General features: G+C 62.4%; 9 protein-coding genes. 5 read left to right on the forward strand and 4 right to left on the reverse strand.

All coding sequences use genetic code 11. From position 1 onward, the window contains the following. Positions 1-332: 332 nt before the first annotated feature. Positions 333-1,385 (forward strand): WD40/YVTN/BNR-like repeat-containing protein, encoded by a 1,053-nt coding sequence (locus ACODTO_RS25780; protein WP_139648437.1) that lies wholly within the window; start codon positions 333-335, stop codon positions 1,383-1,385. 43 nt (positions 1,386-1,428) lie between these two features. Continuing rightward, entirely contained in the window at positions 1,429-3,804 is a 2,376-nt protein-coding gene (locus ACODTO_RS25785; RefSeq protein WP_139648439.1) for an efflux RND transporter permease subunit, read from the forward strand. A 146-nt stretch (positions 3,805-3,950) separates the two neighbouring features. On the opposite strand, the gene ACODTO_RS25790 is transcribed toward ACODTO_RS25785, so the two are convergent. The 3 genes from ACODTO_RS25790 to ACODTO_RS25800 form a co-directional block, all read right to left on the reverse strand. Then, positions 3,951-8,654, reverse strand: coding sequence for a dermonecrotic toxin domain-containing protein (locus ACODTO_RS25790; RefSeq protein WP_489107264.1), 4,704 nt, complete (start codon positions 8,652-8,654; stop codon positions 3,951-3,953). A gap of 138 nt (positions 8,655-8,792) precedes the next feature. After that, positions 8,793-9,512 carry a FadR/GntR family transcriptional regulator gene (locus ACODTO_RS25795; RefSeq protein ID WP_024776976.1) on the reverse strand — a complete coding sequence of 240 codons (720 nt, stop codon included), beginning with the start codon at positions 9,510-9,512 and terminating at the stop codon, positions 8,793-8,795. A 384-nt stretch (positions 9,513-9,896) separates the two neighbouring features. Beyond that, entirely contained in the window at positions 9,897-11,633 is a 1,737-nt protein-coding gene (locus ACODTO_RS25800; protein WP_139648444.1) for an IlvD/Edd family dehydratase, read from the reverse strand. 193 nt (positions 11,634-11,826) lie between these two features. Here ACODTO_RS25800 and ACODTO_RS25805 point away from each other — a divergent pair, with 193 nt between their 5' ends. The 3 genes from ACODTO_RS25805 to ACODTO_RS25815 all read left to right on the forward strand — a co-directional run bounded on the left by ACODTO_RS25805 (position 11,827) and on the right by ACODTO_RS25815 (position 15,893). After that, the gene (locus tag ACODTO_RS25805) at positions 11,827-13,149 is read left to right on the forward strand and encodes an MFS transporter (RefSeq protein ID WP_175364114.1); all 1,323 of its coding nucleotides are present in this window, start codon (positions 11,827-11,829) and stop codon (positions 13,147-13,149) included. Between the two features lie 157 nt (positions 13,150-13,306). After that, positions 13,307-14,299 (forward strand): AraD1 family protein, encoded by a 993-nt coding sequence (araD1, locus tag ACODTO_RS25810; RefSeq protein ID WP_139648448.1) that lies wholly within the window; start codon positions 13,307-13,309, stop codon positions 14,297-14,299. 13 nt (positions 14,300-14,312) lie between these two features. Next, complete coding sequence (locus ACODTO_RS25815) at positions 14,313-15,893, forward strand: aldehyde dehydrogenase (NADP(+)) (RefSeq protein WP_489107265.1); 1,581 nt, start codon at positions 14,313-14,315, stop codon at positions 15,891-15,893. 298 nt (positions 15,894-16,191) lie between these two features. Here the strand turns inward: ACODTO_RS25815 and ACODTO_RS25820 are convergent, their stop codons facing one another. After that, the gene (locus ACODTO_RS25820) at positions 16,192-21,801 is read right to left on the reverse strand and encodes a putative Ig domain-containing protein (protein ID WP_489107266.1); all 5,610 of its coding nucleotides are present in this window, start codon (positions 21,799-21,801) and stop codon (positions 16,192-16,194) included. Positions 21,802-22,016: the final 215 nt, after the last annotated feature.

Consider the following 22,016-nt stretch of genomic DNA (forward strand, 5'->3'; position numbering starts at 1 on the left):
GCTCCGCGTGGGAATGCATCTGGTGACGCTCTGCGTCATGGCCCAAAGCGGACGCGGAGCGTCCATGGCTGCATTCCCACGCAGAGCGTGGGAACGATCGATGCCGTGAAATGCAGCCATCACCCCACCGAATACCCCGCCATTCACCCCCTGCGCCAACCCCCCTGGTTAACAAAAGATAACGCGGCGTCGATTGTCAGGCCTTCCGAAAGCCCGATAGGATAGGTCAGCTTCCGAAGTGGCTCTAGATTGCAGGTTTGCGCCCCGATCGAGCTGCCTACGGCGCCCTGAAAGGCCGAATGGCCTAACAATAATAATGGGGGAAAAGGTCTATGAACGAGCCTGTCATGGCCGTGGGTCGCGCCCACCAGCCGGTGCTGCGCCGAGTCGCGTTGCTGGCCTCGGCGCTCTCGCTGCTGGGCTCTGTGGTGTTGTCGGCACCGGCGCTGGCCGTTGCAGCCACGACAACCGATGTCATCTATTCGGTCGAATCGGCCAAGGCCAGCAAGACCCTGATGCTCGACGTGGTTCACGCCGGCCAGCGGCTGGTGGCGGTCGGTGATCGTGGGCACATTGTCTATTCGGACGACCAGGGCGCTTCCTGGACCCAGGCCAAGGTGCCGACCCGCCAACTGCTCACCGCCGTGTTCTTCGTCGATGACAAGCATGGCTGGGCCGTGGGGCACGATGCGCAGATCCTCGCCAGCGAAGACGGCGGCAGCACCTGGACCCGGCAGTACGAAGACCTCACCCGTGAAGCGCCGCTGCTGGACGTCTGGTTCAAGGACGCCAGCCAGGGGTTCGCCGTGGGCGCCTACGGTGCGTTGCTCGAAACCACCGACGGTGGCAAGCACTGGGAAGACGCCAGCGACCGTCTCGACAACGAAGATCAGTTCCACCTCAACGCCATCGCCGCGGTCAAAGACGCCGGGCTGTTCATCGTCGGCGAGGCCGGCAGCATGTTCCGCTCCGCCGACTGGGGCCAGACCTGGGAGAAGCTCGAAGGCCCATACGAAGGTTCGCTTTTCGGTGTCATCGGCACCGCCCAGCCTTCGACGCTGCTGGCCTACGGTTTGCGCGGCAACCTCTATCGCTCCACCGATTTCGGTGGCTCCTGGGAGCAGATCGAACTCAAGGCCGCCCGGGGTGCCCTGGAGTTTGGCTTGTCAGGGGCGACCTTGTTGCCGGACGGCTCCATCGTGATCGTCGGCAACGGCGGCAGCGTGGTGCGCAGCACCGACGACGGCGTGACCTTCAGCGTCTTCAACCGCCCGGACCGGATTTCCGTGGCAGCCGTCACGGCGGCGGGCAATGGCAACCTGATCCTGGCTGGGCAGGGGGGCGTACGCACCACCACCGCCAGCGGCGCTGAACTGAACAAATGAGCCGCGGATATGAGTCGGGCACAATAACAAGAAGGCGGACCCCATGAGCAGTCATCACCAAGACAAGGCGACGTTCCTCGAGCGCCTGATTTTCAACAACCGCCCGGCAGTGATCGTCATTTGCCTGTTGGTCAGCATTTTCCTGTTCTGGCAGGCCACGCTGATCCGTCCGTCCACCAGCTTCGAAAAAATGATCCCCCTCGAGCATCCGTTCATCGAGAAGATGCTCGAACACCGCAACGACCTGGCGAACCTCGGCAACACTGTGCGGATTTCCGTGGAGGCCACCAACGGCGACATCTTCTCCAAGGACTACATGGAGACCCTGCGCCAGATCCATGACGAGGTCTTCTACATTTCCGGTGTCGACCGTTCCGGCCTCAAGTCGCTGTGGAGCCCGAGCGTGCGCTGGACCGAAGTGACGGAAGAGGGCTTCGCTGGCGGCGAGGTGATTCCCCAGAGCTACAACGGCTCGGCCGACAGCCTCGACCTGCTGCGCAACAACGTGCTCAAGTCCGGCCAGGTCGGACGCCTGGTGGCCAACGACTTCAAATCGAGCATCGTCGACATCCCGTTGCTGGAGTCCTACCCGGATCCCCAGGACCAGGGCAAGTTGCTGAAACTGGACTACCAGAAGTTCTCCCATGAGCTCGAAGACAAGATCCGCCACAAATTCGAAGCCCAGAACCCCAACGTACAGATCCACATCGTCGGTTTCGCGAAGAAGGTCGGTGACCTGATCGATGGCCTGATCATGGTGGTGATGTTCTTCGGCGTGGCCTTCGTCATCACCCTGGTTCTGCTGTACTGGTTCACCCACTGCATGCGCAGCACCGTCGCGGTGTTGAGCACCACGCTGGTGGCGGTGGTCTGGCAGTTGGGGCTGATGCACGCGGCCGGGTTCGGGCTGGATCCGTATTCGATGCTGGTGCCGTTCCTGATCTTCGCCATCGGGATTTCCCACGGGGTGCAGAAAATCAACGGCATCGCCTTGCAGTCCAGCGAGGCGGACAACGCCCTGACCGCGGCGCGGCGCACGTTCCGGCAACTGTTCCTGCCGGGGATGATCGCGATCCTGGCGGATGCGGTGGGTTTCATTACCTTGCTGATCATCGACATCGGCGTGATCCGTGAGCTGGCCATCGGGGCGTCCATCGGCGTGGCGGTGATCGTGTTCACCAACCTGATCCTGCTGCCGGTGGCCATCTCCTACGTCGGCATCAGCAAACGCGCCGTCGAGCGCAGCAAGAAAGACGCGACCCGCGAGCATCCGTTCTGGCGGTCGCTGTCGAACTTCGCAAGCCCCAAGGTCGCGCCGGTGTCCATTGCCCTGGCGGTGCTCGCCTTCGGTGGAGGCTTGTGGTACAGCCAGAACCTGAAGATCGGCGATCTGGACCAGGGTGCGCCGGAACTGCGTCCCGACTCGCGCTACAACCAGGACAACAACTTCATCATCAGCAACTACTCCACCAGTTCCGACGTGCTGGTGGTGATGGTCAAGACCAAGGCCGAAGGCTGCTCGCGCTATGAAGCCATGGCACCTATCGATGACTTGATGTGGAAGATGCAGAACACCGAGGGCGTGCAATCGGCGATTTCCCTGGTGACCGTGTCCAAGCAGATGATCAAGGGCATGAACGAGGGCAACCTGAAATGGGAAACCCTGTCGCGCAACCCTGACGTGCTGAACAACTCCATTGCCCGGGCCGATGGCCTGTACAACAACAGCTGCTCCCTGGCACCGGTGCTGGTGTTCCTCAACGACCACAAGGCCGAGACCCTGGACCGCGCGGTGAAGGCGGTGCAGGCCTTCGCCAAGGAAAACAACCGCGATGGCCTGGAGTTCATCCTCGCCGCCGGTAACGCCGGCATCGAAGCGGCCACCAACGAAGTGATCAAGGAATCGGAACTGACCATCCTGATCCTGGTGTACATCTGCGTGGCGACCATGTGCATGATCACCTTCCGCTCCTGGGCGGCGACCCTGTGCATCGTGCTGCCGCTGGTGCTGACCTCGGTGCTGGGTAACGCCCTGATGGCCTTCATGGGCATTGGCGTGAAAGTCGCGACCCTGCCGGTGGTGGCGTTGGGCGTGGGGATTGGCGTGGACTACGGCATCTACATCTACAGCCGCCTGGAAAGCTTCCTTCGGGCCGGATTGCCGTTGCAGGAAGCTTATTACCAGACGCTGAAGTCCACGGGTAAAGCCGTTCTGTTCACCGGCTTGTGCCTGGCGATCGGGGTGTGCACCTGGATCTTCTCGGCCATCAAGTTCCAGGCGGACATGGGGTTGATGCTGACGTTCATGCTGCTGTGGAACATGTTCGGCGCGTTGTGGCTGTTGCCGGCACTGGCGCGGTTCCTGATCAAGCCGGAGAAGCTGGCGGGGCAGCGGGGAAATTCGTTGTTTGCCCACTGACTGATACCTGTGGGAGCAAAGCTTGCTCGCGATTGCGATAAGCCAGTCAGCAACAATGTTGATTGGTCTGTCGCTATCGCGAGCAAGCTTTGCTCCTACAGGGATAGATCCCCTCGCCACAAAAGCGGACGCTATCCCTCCAGCAATCAAGGCGCCAACGGCAGGAACCTGCTCTGCGCCAGCGACTTGCTGATCTGCCCCCGGTGTACGTTCACCACCGCGTAAGGGCTGGTGGCCTTGGCCAGCAGTGAGTGGTAGTGCTCCTTGCGTTGTTCCTTGGTCTTGAGGTGCGCGACGCTGAAGTTTTCTTTCGGCGTGTCGGCCGCTTCGTAATGAAAGTGCGCATACCAGATCGGAAAACCGTCACGGTCGTTGATGGCGTATTCCTGGAGGAAATCCTTGCGGGCGCCTTGCAGGGCCGTGCGATCGCCGAGCCGGGCCACCTGGATCAGGTTTTTCTCGAACAGGAACCGCAGGTTGCCGTCGGTGGGTGGCAGTTTCAGGCTCAGTTCGATACGCAGGTCACTGCCCTTGGCGGTCAGGTTGGCGGCGGCGTCTGACAACAGCTGGCCCAGGGCCTCGTTTGCCGGGGTGCGTGAGGTTGGCGATGCGGTGAGGGCCCGATCGAGTTCTTCGGAAAGTGTGCGGAAGTGACTCGCTTCATTGTTCAGGATTTCCTCGATTTCCTGAGGATGGCGGCAGTGGGTCTTGTAGCTTTCAGCGCGGCTCATGCGCTTGTCCAGCTCGTCGAGCAGTGCTCGCCCGTGGGCCCGGATCGCCTTGATCGATCGCGTCTGGGGCGCCGGGGTCGGGCGGCGTACATCGACCACATCCCAGACATCCTCGTGGCGCGAATAGGTGGCGAGTACTTGGTTGTTGGCTTCGGAGCGCATTTCGACGACTTCGATGGGCAGGCTCGTGCCGGCGGGTTTCAGGTCGCCGATCAAGACGCCATTGTGGCGGGTTCTGATCAACTTTTTCTGTGGCAGCCCGGCGCCGGTCCTGGGGCGTTTCGGCGTACGCTTGCGCGGTTTTGGCTCGGGTTTGATTTCGGCGGCGAGTTTGCTGGAGACCTCCTGGTAAAGGCCCTCGACCAGTTTGACCAGCCTGTCGAAATAGGACTCGTTGATGTCGTCCAGGTAAAGGGCCTTTGTCCCCTTCAACGTATCCAGGGTCTTGCCATAATGCTCGGTCAGGCTTTCCAGCACTTCGAGTTTTTCCGCCGGGGAGACTTCGTATGTTTGCAGGTCCCAATGGGAGCGCATGTGCTCCATCAATGGCATGAGAATGCGAAGCAGGCGGTTGGGCAGGGCGGATTGCCGGTTTTTCACCGACAGTACGGGGAGCGTGGAGAGCTGCATGGTTTTGCTACCGATGGCGTTCTTCTCATCCAGGGGCCGGTTGCTGGTCAGTCGTTCAAATGCCCGTGCGCCCGACGCATCAAGGTTCGATAGTTGCTCAAGGTAATTGTCCTTGAGTTCCAACCAGTAGATCGCTCGGTCGTTGATGTCACTCTTGGCATCGAGGTACTTCATGTAGGCTTCGTAGTCGCGGTCGACGATTTCCCTGATGTCGGCATGCTCTCCAAACTGGGGATGTACTCGCTGGATGGCCACGCGCTCCTTTTCGGTGATCAGGAACGCCTTGCGGGCATTGTTGATCACGTTTTCCATCAGGCTGTGCATGTAGCCGGACGGAAAGCCGATGCCCAGGATGGCGCGTTCGGATGCGCTGTCCGCCAGCTTCAGGTAGATATCGGTCTGCTCCTGGAGCAGGTCATAGAACAGCTTGCGTTTCGCCGCCCGCTGGGTTTCGGTGTAGTTGCTGCCTTCTTCGGTCCGGGTCATGACTTGCTGGGCCACGTCCAGGGCTTTTTGTCGATCGACTTCTTGTGCCACCACCTGGTCGAGTTCATCAGTCAACTGCTGGGCTCGCTGCAGGTTGATGCGACGCTGTGCTTCCACCCGCTTGGGCGGTGAGCCACCGAGCAGGCGCAGGCGCAGATCCAGGTGCCAGAGTCCGTTTGTATCGACTCGCAGCGGCGGACCGTTCTTGTCGGGGGCCAGTGGATCGAGCGGGTCAACGATGGTTGCGCTGCCACCCGCTTCAGGCGTGATCCGATACAGGGCACCTTCAACCTTCGCATGCCATTTATTGTCGATCACGTACAGGCCCTTGTAGGGGCCGTTCTCAATCGGTGCGAGGGGGGAAGAGGGGGGCGAAACCTGCAAACGCTGTAGCCTGGCCTCGAGTGCCGGCGTCAGGCGTCCACTGGCCCTGGCGAAACTGAAGTCCAGGCGCCTGCCGATGTCGGTGTTGGCGTCAGGCAAGGTGACGGTTCCCTCCACGAGGGTGGGCGCCTCTGGTGCCGGCCATTGCTCGGCGATGGCGCGGGGCGCGACAGGGCGCATGGCTTGTTCCTTTATCGATTCGGGTACGACCGCACGAGTCGCAGGCCCATGACCGGCGGGCAACTGGCTCACCAGCAGGGCCAGGTTGACGAGCAGATCGACGGCAGCCAGCTCCCGGGCCACCGGGTCTTCACTGGTCAGCGCCGGAATATCCTGTTGGGCGCTGGCCATCAGGTTCCAGAGCCAGACGGTGGTCATGGCCGGGCCGCGCAGCAAAGGAAACAGCAAGGTGTTGAACAACAGGCCGCTACCTTCGAGCAACACCGCCCAGCGGCTCTCGCTGTTGGACACCGAATCCCGGTCGGCCTGGGTGACCAGTGCCTGGGCGTTGCAGCCGTAGAGGTACTGCATCAGCTCGCCCTCCTGCAGCGATTGCAACAGCTCGCCGCGGGTATCGTCGACGGCGAGGGCGGCTGGAGCGGGTTTGTCGGGGAGACTGAATTCGTCGCCGGTGAAGAACCGCACAATATGGGGTTCCAGGAATCCGCCGTTGGCATAGATCGGGCGTGCGGCGTCAGGCAACCAGGTCAGGATGCTGTCCTGCAGACTCCCGGTGGCGGCGATGGCCTGCAACAGCGCTTCGCGTGTGGGAAACTCTTGCAGCGAGGGTGCGTAGAGCGGCCGATACAACAGGTGCGGGCCGGTGGCGATGTCCTGCGCTTCGATGATGAACATGTTGGTCACGATATCGGGCCGGGCCTGGGGCTTGCGCAGCAAACCCAGGTGGCGAATCACCACCGGGCGACCCTCGACCTGCTGGCTCGCTGCGTCGGGTTGCAGGACGGCTTCCAGCAGGCGCAAGCCTTGGAGGGTCACGCCATTTTCGCGGTTCAGCTGCTGCTTCAGCGCCTCAAGCATCAGTTGCGCCGGGATCTGTTCGGCGAAGATCCGTTGCCGGTTCTGCGCCTGGGGCGAATCGCCGAGTAAATGTTGTTGCAGATAGCGAGGATAGGTCGCGCCAATGTCGACCTGTTCGATCAACCCGGTTATGAAGCCCGGCGTCAGCCAGGCCGGCAGCGTCTGGCCCTGGCGATGGCTGAGGGTGAAGGTGCCGCTGGGGCGGGCGACCAGATTGTGGATAGCCAGCTCGGTCAGGCTCATCTGCCGCTTCTCGGTGACGCCGATGGTCCCGGGATAGCCCGCCGAAACGCTGAACGTCAGCACCACATCGTCGGGCTGGTAGCGGCTCGATGGCCGCTTGTCTGAACTGTTGTCGTTGGTCTGCCGCAGGCGGCCGAGCAAGGCGTCGACGGTGAAGGCCTTGATGTCGTCGATGCCACCGAGAAAGGTCTGGCCCTGATGGCGTTTTTTGGCGCTGGCCAGGACCAGGCTGTAGTGCTGGAAGGTCGTCTGGTCGACGATGGAGGCGTTTTTCAGCCATTCGGGCAACAGCGACCCAAGGCGTGCCGAAGTGTCAGGCGATGGCCGGGGAGCCTCCAGCAGCGAGCGCGCCGGGTCGCTCAAGTCGGCGTAGAGGCGCTTCAGGTCTTGCAGGTCGATTCGGGCAGGCAGTTGCACAGCCTTGAGGTCGGCCAATTGCTGCTCCAGCAACATCGCCGCCTGGCGCTCGAAGACGTTGCCGCCGATTTCGTAGCGTTGGCAAGTGACGGTGTCGACGGTGTACTGGCGGGCAATCCATTCGCCCCAATGCTGATTGAAGGCCTCCAGGGAAGCAAAAGACTTGACGGCGCTGCCGGGGCTGCACAGCAGGAATTCGGTGGTGCCGTTCTTGATGCGGACCAGGAGGATATCGCCGCCGACCAGCACGGTGCGAGTGCTGTCCTGGGTGAGCCAGGTTTCCAGGGTGTAGGCGTACACCGGTGCCTGTCGGTTGCGACAAAAACGCAGCGCCCGGTCTGGCCAACGGACGATCTGGTCCAGGGCTTCCCGTGCCGTATCCGTGAGCCCGGGTTGTTGCAGCCCACGGATGCTCAGTGTGTTCCTGAGTACGTCGCTGAGCCAGCACCAGCGGCTGGTTCGGCCACTTGTCGCGGTCTGGTCACCGCTGTCGATGCCCTCGTTCCAGTAACGGACCAGCGCATCCTCCAACCCGATCGGCAGGGTCCAGGCCAGTTCAAGTATGGATTTCTTGATGAGCTGCATGTCCAGTCCCCGAGCGCCTGACCAAAGGCGGCGTGGCGGACTGTCGGAGAGAAAACAGTCAAGCGCGCCCTGTGGGGCGAAGTCCGGGGGCGTGCCGGTGGCCAGGTAATCGAGGACCGCGGACATCAAGGGCTGGAAGTGCCAACCGCGCGTGACCGGGTCTGGCATCGCCAATTGGGTCTTGGAGAGGTCGATCTTCAGCCAGGGGTCTCTTTGCTTGATCGCTTGTTCGAGCATGCCTCGGGCGACCTGTTCGAAGGTCGGGCGACTGGCGAAGTGCAGGCTGACGTTTTGGGCCAGCGCGGGGATCGCGTCAGCGGTGGAGAGGGTGGTCATGAGAAGTCCTTTTCACAAAACATGGCCGTCGGGATGACGGCGTGAAAAGTATCGACTGCTCAGTCCGGTGCGGGTGGTACATAGATACCACCGTGCCTGGGAAGAACTGTGCCGGGGCTGTTCGGCAACGATGGCGGATCAGTTGGTTTCGTTGCCCAGTACCACGTTCAGCGCGCTGCGGGCGTCGTCCAGTTGCACCAACGTCGCATGGCGGGCACCGAGGGCGTCGCGGTTTTCGATGGCGGTGAGGATCGCCTTGTGCCGTGGCATCGCCAGCTCATGCAGGTTAGGTCGCTGGTTGGAATGCTTGAGTGCTTCGGCAATGGCCACCGACAGCATGTTGCACAGGTTGGCGAGCAGGTCATTGTGGGTGGCGTCGGCGATCCGGCTATGGAAATCCAGGTCCGGTTGCAGCAGCGCTTCGGGCGTCGGTGCCGCGTCCATGCGCTCATAGGCTTCACGGATGGCGGCGATGTCGGCGTCAGTGGCGAACTGTGCGGCCAGGGCAGCAGCGGCCGGTTCGATGATGCTGCGCACGCTGGTCAGCAAACCGAAGAACTCATTCTGCGGGCTGCTCTGCATCAGCCAGTGCAACACATCCGGATCGAGCATATGCCATTCCCGCCGGGCCTTGACCACCGTGCCCACTCGCGGCCGCGAATACACCAGGCCCTTGGCGACCAGCACCCGCGTGGCTTCACGCAGCACCGGACGGCTCACGGCGTACTCTTCGCACAGCAAGGCTTCGGCGGGCAGCTTGTCGTCGGGCTTGAAGCGTCCGGACACGATCTGCATGCCCAGTTCCTGGACGATGCGCGCGTGCATGCTTTTTCGGTCGGAGGGTTTGCGGTAATCCATGGGGTACGGCGCGATCCTGTGGAGGAGATGCTGCGCATGATAGCAGGCGCAGCGAGGACGGGTCGCTAGTGTCCTGTCTCGGAAATAAGCTGTTCACTGTTGGCGGCGTCTTGGGCGCCCGGCCGGCGTTGCCACTCCTCGCCATAGCCCTGCTATGACTCGTCGCGGCGCCTTGTCCGGACACCCAAGCCACTCGCCAACAGAGAACGTATTTCCGAGACAGGACACTAGTGCGATTTTTGATTTAGATGCCGATCCATTGTGGGGCTTTTGTGGGAGCTGAGCTTGCTCGCGATGAGGCCCTTCCAGTCAACATCTCTGTTGTCTGTTACACCGCTATCGCGAGCAAGCTCAGCTCCCACAAAGCCCACAGGGGTTGATGGGTCAGTGGGAGTGTCGCGGCACCTCGGCGCCGCGGCAGCCTACCAGGAAGTCGAAGTCGCAGCCCTGGTCCGCTTGCAGCACATGGTCGATGTACAGCTGACGGTAGCCACCCACCAGCAGTTGTTGTGGCGGGGTCAGGTCGGCCAGGCGGGCGGCGAGTTCGGCGTCGGAAATGTCCAGGTGCAGGCGGCCGCTGGCGCAATCCAGCTCGATGAAATCACCTTCTTTCACCGCTGCAAGAGGACCGCCGGCCGCGGCCTCCGGTGCCACGTGCAACACCACGGTGCCATAGGCGGTGCCGCTCATGCGGGCGTCGGAAATCCGTACCATGTCGGTCACGCCCTGGGCCAGCAGCTTGGCCGGCAAGCCCATGTTGCCGACTTCGGCCATGCCCGGATAACCCTTGGGTCCGCAGTTCTTCATCACCAGGATCGAGCTGGCATCTACCTCCAGTTCCGGGTCATTGATTCGCGCCTTGTACTCGTCGAAGTTCTCGAACACCACCGCGCGACCGCGATGCTGCATCAGCTCGGCGGTGGCGGCGGAGGGCTTGAGCACCGCCCCCAATGGCGCCAGGTTGCCGCGCAGCACGCAGATACCGCCGTCGGCGCGGATCGGGTTGTCCAGGGTGCGGATGACTTCGTCCTTACCGTAGATCGGGGCGTCCTTGGTGTTCTCGCCGAGGCTCTTGCCATTGACGGTCAGGGCGTTCGGGTGGGGGATCAGGTTGGCTTCACCGAGACGACGCAGCACGGCGGGCAAACCACCGGCGTAGTAGAACTCTTCCATCAGGAAGCGTCCCGAGGGTTGCAGGTCGACGATGGTCGGCATGCCGCGACCGATGCGGGTCCAGTCGTCCAGGTCCAGCTGCACGCCGATGCGCCCGGCGATGGCCTTGAGGTGGATCACCGCGTTGGTGGAGCCGCCGATGGCCGCGTTGACGCGGATGGCATTTTCAAAGGCTTCCTTGGTCAGGATCTTCGACAGCTTCAGGTCCTCGCGGACCATTTCCACGGCGCGCATGCCGGACATGTGGGCCAGCACATAGCGGCGTGCATCCACGGCTGGAATCGCGGCGTTATGGGGTAGTGACGTGCCGAGGGCTTCGGCCATGCACGCCATGGTCGAGGCGGTCCCCATGGTGTTGCAGGTGCCGGCCGAGCGGGACATGCCGCCCTCGGCCGCGAGGAAATCGTCGAGGGTGATGGTGCCGGCCTTCACCTGTTCGCTCAATTGCCAGACCACCGTGCCCGAACCGATGTCCTGGCCCTTGTGCTTGCCGTTGAGCATGGGGCCACCGGTGACGACGATGGCCGGTACGTCGCAACTGGCGGCGCCCATCAGCAGGGCGGGGGTGGTCTTGTCGCAGCCGGTGAGCAACACCACGCCGTCAATCGGGTTGCCGCGAATCGCCTCTTCCACGTCCATGCTTGCCAGGTTGCGGGTCAGCATGGCGGTAGGGCGCAGGTTCGATTCGCCGTTGGAGAACACCGGGAATTCCACCGGGAAACCCCCGGCTTCGATCACGCCGCGTTTGACGTGCTCGGCGATCTGCCGGAAATGCGCGTTGCACGGGGTCAGTTCCGACCAGGTGTTGCAGATGCCGATGATCGGCTTGCCATGGAACTGATGGTCGGCGATGCCCTGATTTTTCATCCAGCTGCGGTACATGAAGCCGTTTTTGTCGGCGGTGCCAAACCATTGGGCCGAGCGCAGGGAGGGTTTTTTATCAGACATGATCGATTCTCTTATTGTATGACTATATTGTTCTGGATGAAGCGTAACATAAGCGCAATTTACGCGGTTTGGAAGTGTTGTTGGGTAAATAGTATTACTATATAGTCCTGCTCAATGGAGGGATTGTCCTGGCGTGCATTCGCGAGAGAAATCCCCCGAGGTTCCATAACAACAACAATCGGAGACCGGTCCCATGAGCCAGGAATTGCGGCTTATCCGTCGCATCACGCTGAAACTGATTCCCTTCCTGATCCTGCTGTACCTGATCGCCTATGTAGACCGCTCTGCCGTGGGCTTTGCCAAGCTGCACATGGGCGCCGACCTGGGTATCGGCGATGCCGCCTACGGCCTGGGCGCAGGGCTGTTCTTCATTGGTTATTTCCTGCTGGAGATTCCCAGCAATCTCATGCTCGAACGCTTCGGTGCCCGGCGCTGGTTCGCCCGGATCATGATCACCTGGGGCGCCATCACCATCGGTATGGCGTTTGTGCAGGGGCCCCACAGCTTCTATGTGATGCGCTTCTTGCTCGGCGCCGCCGAAGCCGGTTTCTTCCCCGGTGTGCTGTACTACATCACCCAATGGTTTCCGGTTCGCCACCGCGGCAAGATTCTGGGCCTGTTCATTCTTTCCCAACCCATCGCCATGATGATCACCGGTCCCGTGTCCGGCGGCTTGCTGGGCATGGACGGTGTCCTGGGCCTGCACGGCTGGCAGTGGTTGTTCATTGTCATCGGCCTGCCGGCGGTGTTGCTGACCTGGCCGGTGCTGCGCTACCTGCCGGATGGCCCGCAACAGGTGAAGTGGATGGACCAGGCCGAGAAAGACTGGCTGACCGGTGAACTGAAAAAGGATCTGCAGGAGTACGGCCAGACCCGTCACGGTAATCCGCTGCATGCCCTGAAGGACAAGCGGGTCTTGCTGTTGGCGCTGTTCTACCTGCCGGTGACCCTGAGTATCTATGGCCTGGGCCTGTGGTTGCCGACGCTGATCAAGCAGTTCGGCGGCAGCGACCTGGTGACCGGTTTCGTGTCTTCGGTGCCCTATATTTTCGGCATCATCGGTTTGCTGATCATTCCTCGCAGCTCCGACCGCTTGAATGATCGCTATGGTCATCTGGCGGTGCTCTATGTCTTGGGCGCCATGGGGTTGTTCCTCAGCGCCTGGCTGTCGGTGCCGGTGTTGCAGCTGGCGGCGCTGTGCCTGGTGGCATTTGCACTGTTTTCCTGCACGGCGGTGTTCTGGACCTTGCCGGGACGATTCTTTGCCGGCGCCAGTGCGGCGGCGGGCATCGCGTTGATCAACTCGGTGGGCAACCTGGGTGGCTACATCGGGCCGTTCGTGATCGGTGCGCTGAAGGAATACACCGGTAACCTGGCCTCGGGGCTGTACTTCCTGTCCGGTGTGATGGTGTTCGGCCTAGTGTTGACCGGCGTGGTGTATCGCTTGCTGGAGCGCAAGCATGTACTGCCGGCGGACCAGTTCGCGGCCAGTGCGCGGGGGGCGACGCGTACCTGATTCAGGGGGGAGCCCCGATCCACTGTGGGAGCGAGCCTGCTCGCGATAGCGTCGGGTCAGCTTGCATCCCTGTTGAATGTGCCGCCGTCATCGCGAGCAGGCTCGCTCCCACAGGGGGGCTGGTGCTGTATTTGAGTTGTGTTTACAGGAGAAAACCATGCGTTTAGTTCAGTTCGAATTGGATAACGGTGAGCGCCGCGTCGGTGTGGTTGACGGCGACCGGGTGCGGGAAGTGCAATGCGCGACGACCGTGCGTGAGCTGGCGCTGGCGGCCATCGGGGCGGGTGTGAAGCTGCAAGAGCAGGTCAACGGCCTGGGGTTCGGTGCCGAGCATGATTACGCGCGGTTGCTCGGTGAGCTGCGCATCCTGCCGCCGCTGGATCATCCGGACCCGGCGCACCTGCTGGTCAGCGGCACCGGCCTGACCCACCTGGGCAGTGCCTCGGCCCGGGACAAGATGCACCAGCAGGCCGGCGACGAAGCCGCCATGACCGACACCATGCGCATCTTCAAGTGGGGCGTCGAAGGTGGCAAACCCGAGGCCGGCCAGGCTGGCGTGCAACCGGAGTGGTTCTACAAGGGCGACGGCAGCATTGTCGTCCGTCCGGGGCATCCGTTCCCGTTGCCGCCGTTCGCCGAAGATGCCGGCGAAGAGCCGGAGATCAGCGGCCTCTACGTCATCGGTCTCGACGGCAAGCCTTATCGCTTGGGCTTTGCGGTGGGCAACGAGTTTTCCGATCACGTGATGGAGCGCAAGAATTACCTGTACCTGGCCCATTCGAAACTGCGCAGCTGCAGTTTCGGTCCGGAACTTCGTGTCGGTGAATTGCCTCAACATCTATCCGGGACCAGTCGTATCCTGCGCAACGGCGAAGTGCTGTGGCAGAACGAATTCCTCAGCGGCGAGGCCAACATGTGCCACAGCCTCGAAAACCTGGAATTCCACCATTTCAAGTACAGTCAGTTCCTGCGTCCGGGGGATGTGCATGTTCACTTCTTCGGCACCGCGACACTGTCGTTCGCCGATGGCATCCGTACCCAGCCGGGTGACGTGTTCGAAATCAGCCAGGCCGAATTCGGCGCGCCGCTGGTCAACGGCATAGCCCCGGTGGACGCGGTGTTCAACCCGGGTACTATCGGCACACTTTAAGAGGAGACTTGCGATGAACCAGATCCTTGGTCACAACTACATCGGTGGGGCGCGCAGCGCGGCCGGCCAGACGCGTTTGCAGAGCCTCGACGCCAGCACTGGCGAAGCCTTGCCGGGTGATTTCATCCAGGCCACGGCGGAAGAGGTCGACGCCGCCGCCAAGGCCGCCGCCGCGGCTTACCCGGCCTACCGCAGCCTGAGCGCGGTGCGCCGGGCCGAGTTCCTCGAGGCCATTGCCGATGAATTGGACGCCTTGGGCGATGAGTTCGTCGCCGTGGTCTGCCGTGAAACCGCATTGCCTGGCGCACGGATCCAGGGTGAGCGGGGCCGTACCAGCGGGCAGATGCGCTTGTTCGCCAAAGTCCTGCGCCGTGGTGATTTCTACGGTGCGCGTATCGACCGGGCCTTGCCGGAGCGCAAACCGCTGCCGCGCCCGGACCTGCGTCAGTACCGCATCGGCCTGGGCCCGGTGGCGGTGTTCGGCGCCAGCAATTTCCCGTTGGCTTTTTCCACGGCCGGTGGCGACACCGCGTCGGCCCTGGCGGCTGGCTGCCCAGTGGTGTTCAAGGCCCACAGCGGCCACATGGCGACAGCCGAATGGGCGGCCGATGCGATCATCCGCGCCGCCGAAAAAACCGCGATGCCGGCCGGCGTCTTCAACATGATCTACGGCGGTGGCGTCGGTGAATGGCTGGTCAAACACCCGGCGATCCAGGCCGTGGGGTTCACCGGTTCCCTCCGGGGTGGACGTGCCCTGTGCGACATGGCCGCCGCGCGTCCACAGCCGATCCCGGTGTTCGCCGAAATGTCGAGCATCAACCCGGTGATCGTCCTGCCTGAAGCGCTGGCGACCCGCGCCGACAGCATTGCTCGCGACCTGACCGCCTCGGTGGTGATGGGCTGTGGCCAGTTCTGTACCAACCCGGGCCTGGTGATTGGCATCCGCTCGCCGCAGTTCACTGCATTCACCCAACAGGTCGCCGCGCTGATCGGTGACCAGGCGCCACAAACCATGCTCAATGCCGGCACCTTGCAGAGTTATGGCAAGGGCTTGCAGAAGTTGCTGGCCCATCCGGGCATCGAGCACCTGGCCGGGCGCGCACAGGAAGGCAACCAGGCCCGGCCGCAGCTGTTCAAGGCCGACGCCAGTCTGTTGATCGAAGGGGACGAGGCGTTGCAGGAAGAGGTGTTCGGCCCGACCACCGTGTTCGTCGAAGTGGCCGACCAGGCGCAACTCAGCGCCGCGCTGAACGGCCTGCACGGCCAACTGACCGCGACCATGATCGGCGAGCCGGGTGATTTCGAGCGGTTCAGCGAACTGACGCCGTTGCTGGAGCAGAAAGTCGGCCGGATCCTGCTCAACGGTTACCCGACGGGGGTCGAGGTGTGTGATTCGATGGTCCACGGCGGCCCTTACCCGGCCACCTCCGATGCTCGTGGCACGTCGGTGGGCACCCTGGCCATCGACCGCTTCCTGCGGCCGGTGTGCTTCCAGAACTACCCCGACAACCTGCTGCCGGAACCCCTGAAAAATGCCAATCCATTGGGGATCCTGCGGTTGGTGGACGGAGTACCGGGGCGCGAGGCGCTCTGACGATCGCGGGGTGACCGCTCCATTGAGGTTGGATGGACGGCCGCCATCGCGAGCAGGCTCGCTCCCACAGTGGTTCCTGGGTGAATGCTGGATTTGCTTACACCACTTAGCCCCTGTGGGAGCGGGCTGCCCTAATCAAACGGCGCGGAAACCTGTGGGAGCAAAGCTTGCTCGCGATAGCGACAGACCAGTCGACATTGTTGCTGACTGACTTACTGCAATCGCGAGCAAGCTATGCTCCCACAAGTGTATGGCTTAACTGACTGGCATTCGGACATGCCCAGCCCTCACATAAAGTTCACGCCGTGAAGTCGCTGGCGTGCAGCTCCTTGACGCCGACCAGTTCGAACTCGAACTCGGCGGTAGCGTCGGCGTTGACGCTGCCGTAGAGAATGCCGTCGGCAAAGCGCAGCTGACCGGTGGCGTTGGTGGCGTCGAAGGCGTTGTTGCCAATGAAAGTGAAGGCATCGATGTTGGCGGTCAGTGGGTTGGCGTCCAGGCCGGTGAGGTCCAAGTGGTCCAGTTCGGTGCTCTTGAAGCCGTTGATCACATCACGCGCCGCGCCGGTCCCCATGTCCGCCAGTGCGTTGAACACGTAAGTGTCCGCGCCGGTGCCACCAGTCAGGTTGTCGGTGCCGGCCCCCCCGATCAGTCGATCATCCCCCGAGCCTCCCACCAGCGTATCGTTGCCTGCACCGCCATCCAGGATGTTTCCGGCGCTGTTGCCGGTCAGGGTGTCGGCGTAGGCACTGCCGGTCAGGTTCTCGACATTCTTCAACGTATCGAGGCCCGAGCCTACGGTGTTCTGTTGCGCGGATGTCGAGAGGGTCACGGTGACCCCGGCCAGCGACTGCGCGAAAGACACCGTGTCGTTGCCTTCACGCCCATCCAGCACATTGTTTCCGGCCCCGGCGAACAGCGTATTGTCCAGTGTGTTGCCCGTGCCGTTGGCCGCGTCGGGGGTGTCGATGTACAGGTTCTCGACGTTGCTGGTGAGGGTGTAGCTCGCCAGGCGGCTGTGCACGCTGTCGATGCCTCCGGTCAGCGGATTGCTGTTGGTCTCGATCACCGTGTCGCCGGTGTTGTCGACGTAATACGTGTCATCGCCATCGCCGCCGCTCATGCTGTCGTTGCCGGCGGCACCGTCGAGCACGTTGTCGGCGATATTGCCGGTGATGAAATTGCGTCGTTCATTGCCGGTGCCATCGATGTCCGAGACGCCGGTGAGCACCAGGTTCTCGAGATTGGCCCCCAGGGTCCAACTGACCGAGGCCTTTACCGTATCGATCTGCGAGGCCGAGGTGTTGGTCTCCACCACGCTGTCGAACGCGTTATCGACCACGTAGATGTCGTTGCCATCGCCACCGGTCATGGTGTCGGCTCCCAGGTCACCGTCCAAGGTATCGTTGCCCGAGGTGCCCACCAGGGTGTCCGCCTGGTCGGTACCCGTGATCATCCCGCCCTGGTTGGCGTGGTCGAAGATGTCCTGCACGCTGTTGTTGTCGTTGGGATTGCCATGAAAGCCCAGGTCATCGGCGATGTAGTCGGCCAGTCGTTGGCCGACGATTTCCGCCGACTCCTCGTGCAGATGCCAGACGTCGTCGGGATACACCAGCGGATCGACTTCATAGCGCAACGGCAGGTCGGTGTAGTCCACCGCCAGCTTGACGTCGGCGCGCTCGGCCGCCATGGCTTCCTGGGCGGCGCGGACATAGCCGACACCTTCGACAATCGAAGCAATCTTGTCCTCGGAATAGCCACGGGCCCGCGCTGCGTCCTGTTCGTAGTGGCCGGTTTCCATCAGGTACACGCTGAAATTGCCGAACTGGGCATGCAGATAGTCGAACACCTTCAGCGTCGCGGCTTTGTAGGCAGCGGCCGCAGCCTGCTTGTCGGTGGCGCGAGCGATCTCCTGGGCGGCTTCCTCGCCCTGGCCCCAGATAATGCCCATGGTGACGTTATCGATGGACTTGAGTTCGGTGAGCTGATCCTTCAGCAACGTCACGGCGCGCAACAGCGCGGGCCCGGGCTGGTTGGTGTCGGTCAGCCACCAGCACAACTTCAGCTCTTCGGGGCTCAGTGTCGACAAGCCGTTGACGGTGCTGCCGCCCACCGCGATGTCGATGCCATTGCCGTCGGCGTCGGTGAACTGGCTGCGCACGTCGTAGGTGGTGTAGCGGTCCAGGTCGTTGACCAGCATGGAGGTGCCGGATTGATCGTCGTCCTCGGTCATGCGCAGCAGGCGCGCATTGGATTGGCCGAGGGTCGGCAGGTAGAGGATGTCTTGCTGGGCGCGCTCACCGAATACGAAATCGCTGGCGGTCAGGGTGTTGAGGTAGTTGCCGCTGAGGGCGATCTCGAAGCGGTTGCCATCGGCGTCGGCTTCGGCGGACTTGATGTAGGTCTTGTCGCCGGCCGAGTTCAGGGTCATGTACAGGGTGCCGTTGGTGCCGTCCCCGAGACCGATGAAGCCCAGGCTGGACACGTCGATCTTGTCCACGCCCACGGTGAAGTCATAGACCGTGTCGGTGGCTGTCACGCCGCCGGTGTCGTAGTCGCGGTAGCTGTCGAGCATGTTGGTGTAGCGGAAGGTATCGGCACCGTCGCCACCGTACAGGGAGTCGCGTCCGACGCCGCCGTCGACAATGTCCGCACCGGTGCCGGCCTTGATCGTGTCGTCGCCGCCCAGGCCCAGGATCAGGTCCGCGCCGGTCGTACCGTTAAGGGTTTCGGCACTGTTGGTCCCGGTGATGGTGTTGGCCGGGGCATCGGCCACCACCAGGGCGAAGTTGTCACTGACCGAGGCGCCTGAAGGATCGGTGGCCTTGACCAGTACGTCATAGCTACCGGCAGCGGTGCTGGTCGGTGTGCCGCTGAAGGTCAGGCTGGTGGCGTTGAACGTCAGCCACGCGGGCAGGGCCCTGCCGTCGGCGAGGGTCGCGGTGTAGGTCAATACGTCCTGGTTGGCATCGGTGAAGCTGTCGTGGGCCACGGTGTAGCGGAACGGCGTGCTTTCACTTGCATTCTGGTCGAGGAGTGGGATGGCCACGACCGGCGCCACGTTGCCGGGGCTGTTCTGGTCGGCGAACACGAAGTGGCTGGCCGTCAGGCTGCTGACCAGATTGCCCGCCAGCGACACTTCGAAGCGGTTGCCGTTGGCGTCGACGGTCAGGTCTTTGAGGTAGGTGCGGTTGGTCGAGGCGCTGTAGGTCAGTTGCAGGGTGCCATTCAGGCCGTTGCCCAGGCCGGTGTAGCCGAGCGCCGAGACGTCGATCTTGTCGGCGGCCACATCGAAGTCGAGGATCTGGTCACTGGCGCTGGTGGAGCTGGTGCGGTAGCTGTCGAGCTTTGAGGTATAGCGGAACACGTCGGCACCCGCGCCGCCGGTGAGTTTGTCCACCCCGGTACCGCCCACCAGGATGTCGTTCCCGCCCCCGCCATTGAGTGTGTCGTTCCCGGCGCCACCGAACAGCTGTTCGTTGGCCACGGTACCGGTCAGCGTGTCGTTGTTCGGCGTGCCATTGATGATGACGGAGGTGGGCACGTCCTGCACGGCGAGGGTAAAACTGTCGCTGACAGTGGCGTTGCTGCCATCGGTTGCGGTGACTTGTATGGAATAGGTGCCCGAGGCGGTGTCGCTTGGCGTACCGCTGAAGGTGCGCGTGGCGGCATCGAACACCAGCCAGCTGGGCAGGGCGCTGCCGTCGGCCAGTTTGGCGGTGTAGCTGAGGCTGTCGTTGTCCGGGTCGCTAAAACTGGTGGCGGGAACCACGTAGCTGAACGGTGTGTTCTCCGTCGCATTCTGGTCCAGCAGCGGCGTCGCCACCACCGGCGCATGGTTGGTCGGCGACGAGGTCGCGAACACGAAGTTGGCACTGGTCAGCGTGTTCAGGTAATTGCCGTCCAGGGCCACTTCGAAGCGGTTGCCATTGGCGTCGGCGGTCAGGGACTTGATGTAGGTCTTGGTGCCGGCGCTGTTGAGCACCAGGTACACGGTGTCGTTCTTGCCATCCCCCAGGCCGGTGAAGCCCAGGGCCGACAGGTCGATTTTGTCGGAAGCGACGTTGAAGTCGGTGATCAGGTCGCCCAGGTTGGCGCCACCGGTGTTGTAGTTGCGGTAGCTGTCCAGGCGGCTGGAAAACACGAAGGTGTCCGCCCCGGCACCGCCGGTGAGGGTGTCCATGCCGGCCCCACCGTCGAGCTTGTCGTCGCCGGCGCCGCCACTGAGGCTGTCGTTGCCCGCCAGGCCAAGCAGGGTATCGGCTGAGTCGCTGCCCGTCAGCGTGTCGTTGCCACTGGTGCCGGTGACCACCCGGTTGAAGATGAAGTTGTTGGCCGTCAGGGTGCTGGCGAGGTTGCCGGAGAGAATCAGCTCGAAGCGATTGCCGCTGGCATCGGCGTCGAAATCCTTGATGTAGGTGCGGTCATTGCTGGCGCTGTAGCTGATCTGCAGAGTGCCGCCACGACCGTTGCCCAGGCCGGTAAAGCCCAGGCCGGCGAGGTCGATCTTGTCTTGGGTGACATCGAAGTCGGTGATGGTGTCATCGAAGCTGGTGGTTGCGTTGCGGTAGCTGTCGGACTGACTGGAGAAGCGAAACGTATCGGCGCCTGTGCCGCCGGTGAGTTTATCGACGCCCGCGCCGCCCACCAGGATGTCGCCGCCGGCTGCGCCGTTGATGGTGTCGTTGCCGGCGCCACCATAGAAGATCTCGCTGGCGCTGGTGCCCAGCAGCGTGTCGTTGCCGGCGGTGCCTTGTACGGTGGTCATCGGTTCCGTGGCACTGACGTAGCTACCATCGCCATAGACCAGCGTCGCGCCCTTGCTGGTGTGGCTGATGGTGTTGGCGATGATCGCATTGCGATCGGTGCCGTCTTCGTTACGCTCGGCCACGCCATAGGTCGACAGGTCGCTGCCACTGATGAGGTTGCCCTGGATCGTGTTATCGCTGCCGTTGAAGTACTTGCCGGAGACACCCAGGGTGTCGTCGTAGGACTGGATGATGATCTCGGGAACGGCGCCGCCCAGGGAATTGTTGTTGAGGGTGTTGTCGATGATCTCGACGTGGTTGCTGCCGTAGATGCGTACCCCGGCGCTGGCGTTGTCGTGGATATCGACGCCGGTGACTGTCACTTCGCTGGACAGTTTGATCAGCACCCCTTCGGCGCCGTTGCCGTACACCTCGCCACCGGTGATGATGATGTTGCTGGGGGAGGGGATGTTCTCGCTGCCGCGCTGCACCACGATGCCGTTGCCGCCGTTGTCATAGGCGACGTTGTTGGTGAGGGTAAAGTCGTGGGTGCTGGTGACGACGTTGAAACCGTGCCGGTCATTGTCGTAGGCAACGTTGTTTTCGAAGGTGCTGTCGCTGAGGAAGTCGGCCACGAAGCCGTCCAGGCCGTTGCCGTGGGATACGCTGTTCTTGATGACCATGTTGACGGTCTGTTCGTGGGGGTCGAAGCCGTACCCCGAGCAGTCCTTGATCTCGACGCTGTCGATGGTGACGTTGGAATCGTAGCCTTCTTCGCCGGGAATGTACCCGTTGAACCAGCCGTCGATCTTGCCGGTGGTGTGGTCGCGGTTGCCGTCGATGGTGAGCTGGCTGATGCCGAAATCGTGGGTCTCTTCGCCGTAGGCGGAGCGGATGACGCCGGTGATCTTGGTGTCGGAACCGTCGGCCACCTTGACGGTGGTCTCGCCCATGCCGTCGCCATACAGGTGGACGTTGCTCTTGAGCATCAGGCAACCATCGGAAGGTTCTTCGCCGGCCGAAACGATATAGGTCCCCGCTGGCACATACACCTGCCCCCCACCTGCCGCTGCCGCCGCGTCTATCGCTGCCTGGATGGCCGCGGTGTCATCGGTAATACCGTCTCCTTTGGCGCCAAAATTTTGTACGTTGAAAATCATGAGCTTATCTCCGTATCGGGCTGGAACCACGGTAGATGCCAATATTCCATCGGCGACCACAGGGTTATGACCTGACGGAGCGTGAAAGTTGTGACCGAATGTCGGGGAAGTGTCAAAAAGCTGAACTACCTGATCAGCGGTCGGGAACCTTGTGCGGGAAAATTACGTTTCATTGACGCCGCGCCCTCTGTGGGAGCGGGCTTGCTCGCGATAGC

It is taken from the genome of Pseudomonas sp. FG13 (assembly GCF_057809755.1).

What these genes read in the sequence shown, in the direction of transcription:
- ACODTO_RS25780 (WP_139648437.1), top strand. Translation starts at nt 333, where the DNA reads ATGAACGAGCCTGTCATGGCCGTGGGTCGCGCCCACCAGCCGGTGCTG.
- ACODTO_RS25785 (WP_139648439.1), top strand. Translation starts at nt 1,429, where the DNA reads ATGAGCAGTCATCACCAAGACAAGGCGACGTTCCTCGAGCGCCTGATT.
- ACODTO_RS25790 (WP_489107264.1), bottom strand. Translation starts at nt 8,654, where the DNA reads ATGACCACCCTCTCCACCGCTGACGCGATCCCCGCGCTGGCCCAAAAC.
- ACODTO_RS25795 (WP_024776976.1), bottom strand. Translation starts at nt 9,512, where the DNA reads ATGGATTACCGCAAACCCTCCGACCGAAAAAGCATGCACGCGCGCATC.
- ACODTO_RS25800 (WP_139648444.1), bottom strand. Translation starts at nt 11,633, where the DNA reads ATGTCTGATAAAAAACCCTCCCTGCGCTCGGCCCAATGGTTTGGCACC.
- ACODTO_RS25805 (WP_175364114.1), top strand. Translation starts at nt 11,827, where the DNA reads ATGAGCCAGGAATTGCGGCTTATCCGTCGCATCACGCTGAAACTGATT.
- araD1 (WP_139648448.1), top strand. Translation starts at nt 13,307, where the DNA reads ATGCGTTTAGTTCAGTTCGAATTGGATAACGGTGAGCGCCGCGTCGGT.
- ACODTO_RS25815 (WP_489107265.1), top strand. Translation starts at nt 14,313, where the DNA reads ATGAACCAGATCCTTGGTCACAACTACATCGGTGGGGCGCGCAGCGCG.
- ACODTO_RS25820 (WP_489107266.1), bottom strand. Translation starts at nt 21,801, where the DNA reads ATGATTTTCAACGTACAAAATTTTGGCGCCAAAGGAGACGGTATTACC.